Annotated in this window: 6 protein-coding genes and 1 pseudogene; 6 read left to right on the plus strand and 1 reads right to left on the minus strand. The window is 73.4% G+C overall.

The window, feature by feature from the left end; translation table 11 throughout:
- On the minus strand, positions 1–839 hold an 839-nt coding region (locus JNW89_RS27360; RefSeq protein WP_238451234.1), incomplete at its 3' end, for a serine/threonine-protein kinase.
- Positions 840–1,030: 191 nt separating this feature from the next.
- Here JNW89_RS27360 and JNW89_RS27365 point away from each other — a divergent pair.
- The 6 genes and pseudogenes from JNW89_RS27365 to JNW89_RS27390 all read left to right on the plus strand — a co-directional run bounded on the left by JNW89_RS27365 (position 1,031) and on the right by JNW89_RS27390 (position 4,869).
- Positions 1,031–1,864: a patatin-like phospholipase family protein gene (locus JNW89_RS27365; protein WP_238451242.1), complete on the plus strand. Its 834-nt coding sequence runs from the start codon at positions 1,031–1,033 to the stop codon at positions 1,862–1,864.
- A pseudogene (locus tag JNW89_RS27370) lies at positions 1,864–2,884 on the plus strand (1-acyl-sn-glycerol-3-phosphate acyltransferase). The gene JNW89_RS27365 and the pseudogene JNW89_RS27370 overlap by 1 nt, the downstream one beginning before the upstream one ends.
- Positions 2,885–2,931: 47 nt before the next feature.
- The gene (gene cutA, locus JNW89_RS27375; protein ID WP_238451236.1) at positions 2,932–3,252 is read left to right on the plus strand and encodes a divalent-cation tolerance protein CutA; all 321 of its coding nucleotides are present in this window, start codon (positions 2,932–2,934) and stop codon (positions 3,250–3,252) included.
- A 68-nt stretch (positions 3,253–3,320) separates the two neighbouring features.
- On the plus strand, positions 3,321–3,731 hold the full coding sequence (locus JNW89_RS27380; RefSeq protein ID WP_238451237.1) for a VOC family protein: 411 nt from the start codon (positions 3,321–3,323) through the stop codon (positions 3,729–3,731).
- Positions 3,732–3,811: 80 nt separating this feature from the next.
- Positions 3,812–4,300: a helix-turn-helix transcriptional regulator gene (locus tag JNW89_RS27385; protein WP_238451239.1), complete on the plus strand. Its 489-nt coding sequence runs from the start codon at positions 3,812–3,814 to the stop codon at positions 4,298–4,300.
- Between the two features lie 113 nt (positions 4,301–4,413).
- Positions 4,414–4,869, plus strand: coding sequence for a pyridoxamine 5'-phosphate oxidase family protein (locus JNW89_RS27390; RefSeq protein ID WP_238451240.1), 456 nt, complete (start codon positions 4,414–4,416; stop codon positions 4,867–4,869).
- The last annotated feature ends 173 nt before the right edge of the window (positions 4,870–5,042 follow it).

Here is a 5,042-nt window from a genome sequence, read left to right on the forward strand (position 1 = left end):
GGGTCGCCGGGCAGCAGCTGGTCGCGCAGCGCCGCGGCCACCTGGTGCGCGGTGGGCCGGTCGCGCGGGTCGCGGGCCAGGCAGCGCAGGCAGGTACGGGCGACCGCCGCCGGCAGCCCCGGCACACCGTCCAGGGTGGGCGGTTCGTCGGCGGCCAGCGCCTCGCCGAGCTGCTCCCAGGTGTCCGCCGGGTACGGCACCTGGCCGGTCAGCGTCTCGTAGAGCAGCACGCCGAGGGAGTAGACGTCGGTGGCCGGCTGGGCCGGCGCGCCGTCGAGCCGCTCCGGCGCGACGTACGCGGGGGTGCCGAAGGTGCCGCCGTCCTCGTCCTCGTCCGGGGCGCCCACGTGGGTGGCGATGCCGAAGTCCAGCACCTTCGCGCCGACCCGGGTCATCATCACGTTGGACGGGGTGATGTCCCGGTGCACGATGCCGAGCCGGTGCGCGGCCGCGAGGGCCTCGGCCACCTGGGCCCCCACCTCGATCGCCTCGGCCCAGGGCAGTGGCCCCTCGGTGAGCCGGTGCTCCAGCTCCTCCCCGGTGAGCAGCTCCATCACCACGAACGAGGTGATCGAGCCGTCCGGGGCCAGCGTCTCGCCGTAGTCGTGCACCGAGGTCACGTGCGGGTGGACCAGCTGGGCGGCGGAGCGGGCCTCCTCGCGGACCATGTCCCGGAAGCGGGCGTCCGTGGCCAGGGAGGGGGCGAGCACCTTGACCGCGACGATCCGGTCGAGCACCTCGTCGCGGGCCCGCCAGATCACCGACATGCCACCGGCCCCGATCTGGTCGACGAGCCGGTACCGGCGGGCCAGCAAGCTGCCGGCGTGCAGTGCTGCCATCAGTGATCGCACCTGCCTGGGGTGGGGGCGGTATCAGGTTGCGGGAATGTGTCCGCCGTGTCAACGGTCGTCCGGATTCGCGGTCACCCTCCGTCGTGGCCGGCTCGCATGGCGCCACCTGCACCGGGCCGGACCCGGGTGACCAGCGGCTGGACCCGGCGCGGCGGCGGGCGCGTGCCAGGATGAGCGACATGGTTGCGGGTCCGGTGGCGTTCGTACTCGGCGGTGGGGGAGTGCTCGGCGCGGTCGAGGTGGGCATGCTGCGCGCCTTGTTCCGCGCCCGGATCCGCCCGGACGTGGTGCTCGGCACCTCCATCGGGGCGGTCAACGGCGCGCTGGTCGCCGCCGACCCGACCGAGGCGGTCACCGACCGGCTGGTCCGGCTCTGGGCCTCGCCGGAGGCGAGCGAGGTGTACGGCGACTCGGTCGCCCGCCAGCTGCGCCGGTTCGCCGCGCGTACCCACCTGCACTCGCCCCGGCCACTGCGCAAGCTGCTGGAGTCCGAACTGGGCGCCGAGACCACCTTCGCCGACCTGAAGGTGCCGTTCCGCTGCTGCGCGGCGAACATCGAGCGGGCCGCCGAGCACTGGTTCGACAGCGGTCCGCTGGTGCCGGCCGTGCTCGCCTCGGCCTCCGTGCCCGGGCTGCTGCCACCGGCCCGGATCGACGACCAGCACTACATCGACGGGGGCATCGTCAACTCCATCCCGATCGGCGAGGCGGTCGCGCTGGGCGCGCGGCAGATCTTCGTACTCCAGGTGGGTCGGATCGAACGGGAGCTGACGCCGCCCCAGCGGCCCTGGGAGATCGCCCAGGTCGCGTTCGAGATCGCCCGGCGGCACCGGTTCGCTAGGGAGATGGCGGCGCTGCCCGACGGGGTGGAGGTGCACGTGCTGCCCACCGGCGGGCTGAAGCCCCGCGACGACAGCCCGTGGGCCTACCGGGACATGGCGGCGGTGGGGCGGCGGATCAGCCGGGCCTACACCGCCTCCCGGCACTACCTGGCCACCCAACTGGACCGCTGATGCCGCTGCCACCCCGGTGGGTACGCCGGATGCTGCTGGCCCCCGGCGTGGTGCTGCTCGCGCTGGCGATGGTCACCACGGTGCCGGTGTGGGCGCTGCTCGGCCTGGCGCTGTCGCCCTTCGTTCCCGGCCGGCTGCGGCCGCTGCGCCTGCTCTGGATCGGCTCCGTCTACCTGGTCTGGGACGCGGCGGCGCTGGCCGCGCTCTTCCTGCTCTGGCTGGCGTCCGGGTTCGGGCTGCGCAAGCGCTCGCCGGCCTTCCAGCGCGCGCACTACGTGCTCGCCGGCCGCTTCCTGCGGGTGCTCTTCTGGCAGGCCCGCTGGACGCTGCGGCTGAGCATCGACGTGGTCGGCACCGACCCGGACACGGCCCTGCCCGGCCGGCCGGAGCTGGTGCTCTGCCGGCACGCCGGGCCGGGTGACTCGTTCATCCTGATCCACGCGCTGGTCAACTGGTTCCACCGCGAGCCGCGGATCGTGCTCAAGGAGAGCCTGCAGTGGGACCCGGCGATCGACGTGCTGCTCAACCGGCTGCCCAACCGGTTCATCGCGCCCAGCCCGGACGGCCGTGACTCGGCGGTCCGGCAGATCGGCCAGCTCGCCACCGACCTCGACGACGACGACGCGTTCGTGATCTTCCCGGAGGGCGGCAACTTCACGCCCGGCCGCCGGCTGCGGGCCATCGCCCGGCTCCGCGCGCTCGGGCTGGAGCGGATGGCGTCGCGCGCCGAGCGGATGCGGCACGTGCTGGCGCCGCAGCCCGGCGGACTGCTCGCCGCGCTGGACGCGCCCCGGACGCCGGGGTGATCTTCGTGGCGCACACCGGGCTGGACCGGATGGTCACCGTGGCCGACGTCTGGCGGGAACTGCCGATGGACAAGCGGATCGTGATGCGCTTCTGGTCGGTGCCGCCGGAGGAGGTGCCGACGACCGGCAGGAGCGGATCGACTGGCTCTTCGACTGGTGGGCCCGGATCGACACCTGGATCGCCGCCAACCGCGACGGCGTGTCCACCGGCTGACCGCGCGGGTCGGGACCGGCCGGGGCGACGCCGCGTAGGGTGCGCTGATGGAACAGATCTGCGTGGTCACGACGGTGGTGGACGCGCGCCCGGTCGCGGACGCGCTCGCGGCCGAGGCGGTCGCCGGGCGGCTGGCGGCCTGCGCGCAGGTGGGCGGCCAGGTCGACAGCACCTACTGGTGGCGGTCCGCCGTGGAGACCGGCACCGAGTGGTCGGTGCAGTTCAAGACCGCCCTCGACCGGGTGGTCGCGCTGGTCGACCGGATCCGCGCCGCCCACCCGTACGAGGTGCCGGAGATCCTGGTGTCCCGGGTGGAGTGCGGGGAGCCGGCGTACGCCGCCTGGGTGCACGAGAACACCCGCACCTAGGCGCACCTGGCCGGATCGATCAGGAATCGAGAAGTGCGGGTCCTGGTGTCCCACCTAACGTGATCGCCATGGACATCACCATTCACACCAGCTTCCTGCCGCATGTCGACCCGGACGCCTCCCTGGCCTTCTACCGCGACGTCCTCGGCTTCGAGGTCCGCAACGACGTCGGACAGGGCAAGATGCGGTGGATCACGGTCGGCCCCGTCGGCCAGCCCGACACGTCCATCCTCCTGGCGCCGCCGGCCACCGACCCCGGGGTCACCGAGGACGAGCGCCGCACCATCGCCGAAATGATGGCCAAGGGCACCTACGGCTGGATCCTGCTGGCCACCCGAGACCTCGACGGCACCTTCGAGCAGCTGCAGGCCGGCGACGCCGAGGTCGTCCAGGAGCCGATCGAGCAGCCGTACGGCATCCGCGACTGCGCCTTCCGCGATCCCGCGGGCAACCTGGTCCGCATCCAGGAGCTGCGCTGAGCCCTCCGGTCGTCGAGCACCCGGTCGCCTGCTCGGCAGGCGCGCGGGTGCTTGCGGACATCGTGGAAAGGAGTTCCCTCATGTGTCACCCCTCGTGGGGGCGGGCCCTCGCCGAGGCGCAGCGCCTGAACGACCTCGCGCGGCTGCGCCGGGTCCGCGACCGGATCGACCGGGAGTACACGCAGCCGCTGGACGTCGAGGCGCTCGCCCGCGGCGCGAACATGTCGGCCGGGCACCTCAGCCGCCAGTTCCGGCAGGCCTACGGCGAGTCGCCGTACGCCTATCTCATGACGCGGCGCATCGAGCGCGCCATGGCGCTGCTGCGTCGTGGCGACCTCAGCGTCACCGAGGTCTGCTTCGCGGTCGGCTGCTCGTCGCTGGGCACCTTCAGCACCCGCTTCACCGAGCTGGTCGGCATGCCGCCCAGCGCCTACCGACGCCGTGCGGCGGGCGCCGCGTCGGGGATGCCGCCGTGTGTGGCGAAACAGGTGACCAGACCGGTCAGGAATCGAGTAGCCGGCGCCGTGCCCTCGCCAGGGACGTCGGCGTTGCTGGCCCCCACGCCCTGACGGGCTGCGTGCCCTACCCGACGACCGATCATGAGGCGGCCGCCGGGTGAACCGACCGATGACCGACGGAGCTTTCCTGATGGAACGCTCGCCACGGAGTGACTGGAGGAAGCATGACGGGCGCGCCGCCGCGTGGGCTTGAGGAGAGGCTGCGGGACACCCGCGCGAAACTGGAGAGCGACGTCGATCTCTGGGTCGCGACGTCGGGCTCCCCGGGCGGCGTCCACCTCGTCCCGCTCTCGTACCTCTGGGACGGGACCGCGTTCGTCATCTCGACACCGCGCGCCTCGGTGACCGGCCGCAACCTGCTGGCGGACGGCCGGGTGCGACTCAGCCTCGGGCCGACGCGCGACGTCGTCATCGTCGACGGCACCGCCGAGCCGGTGGCCATCGCCGACCTCGGCCCGGAGCTGGGCGACGCGTTCGCGACCAGGACCGGTTTCGACCCGCGCGAACTCGACGAGCCCTACCAGTACTTCCTGATCCGCCCCCGGCGCATCCAGGCCTGGCGGGAGGCGAACGAGCTGCGGGGACGGGTCCTCATGCGCGACGGCCGCTGGCTCGGCTGACCGCCGCACGAACGAACACCGCCACCGGCGGCGGGTCGATCAACCTAGGTACGCGCACTCTGGGCGCGCCCCCCGCCCGGCCGCGAGGATGGCCGGGTGGAGAACACCGGCTACCCCTCGCCCCGGCTGCGGCGCGCCCGCCGATCTCGTCCGCGGCTGCTCGGCTCGCCGCC

This window comes from Micromonospora sp. 4G55 (assembly GCF_016803375.1).

What these genes read in the sequence shown, in the direction of transcription:
- JNW89_RS27365 (WP_238451242.1), top strand. Translation starts at nt 1,031, where the DNA reads ATGGTTGCGGGTCCGGTGGCGTTCGTACTCGGCGGTGGGGGAGTGCTC.
- JNW89_RS27390 (WP_238451240.1), top strand. Translation starts at nt 4,414, where the DNA reads ATGACGGGCGCGCCGCCGCGTGGGCTTGAGGAGAGGCTGCGGGACACC.
- cutA (WP_238451236.1), top strand. Translation starts at nt 2,932, where the DNA reads ATGGAACAGATCTGCGTGGTCACGACGGTGGTGGACGCGCGCCCGGTC.
- JNW89_RS27380 (WP_238451237.1), top strand. Translation starts at nt 3,321, where the DNA reads ATGGACATCACCATTCACACCAGCTTCCTGCCGCATGTCGACCCGGAC.
- JNW89_RS27385 (WP_238451239.1), top strand. Translation starts at nt 3,812, where the DNA reads ATGTGTCACCCCTCGTGGGGGCGGGCCCTCGCCGAGGCGCAGCGCCTG.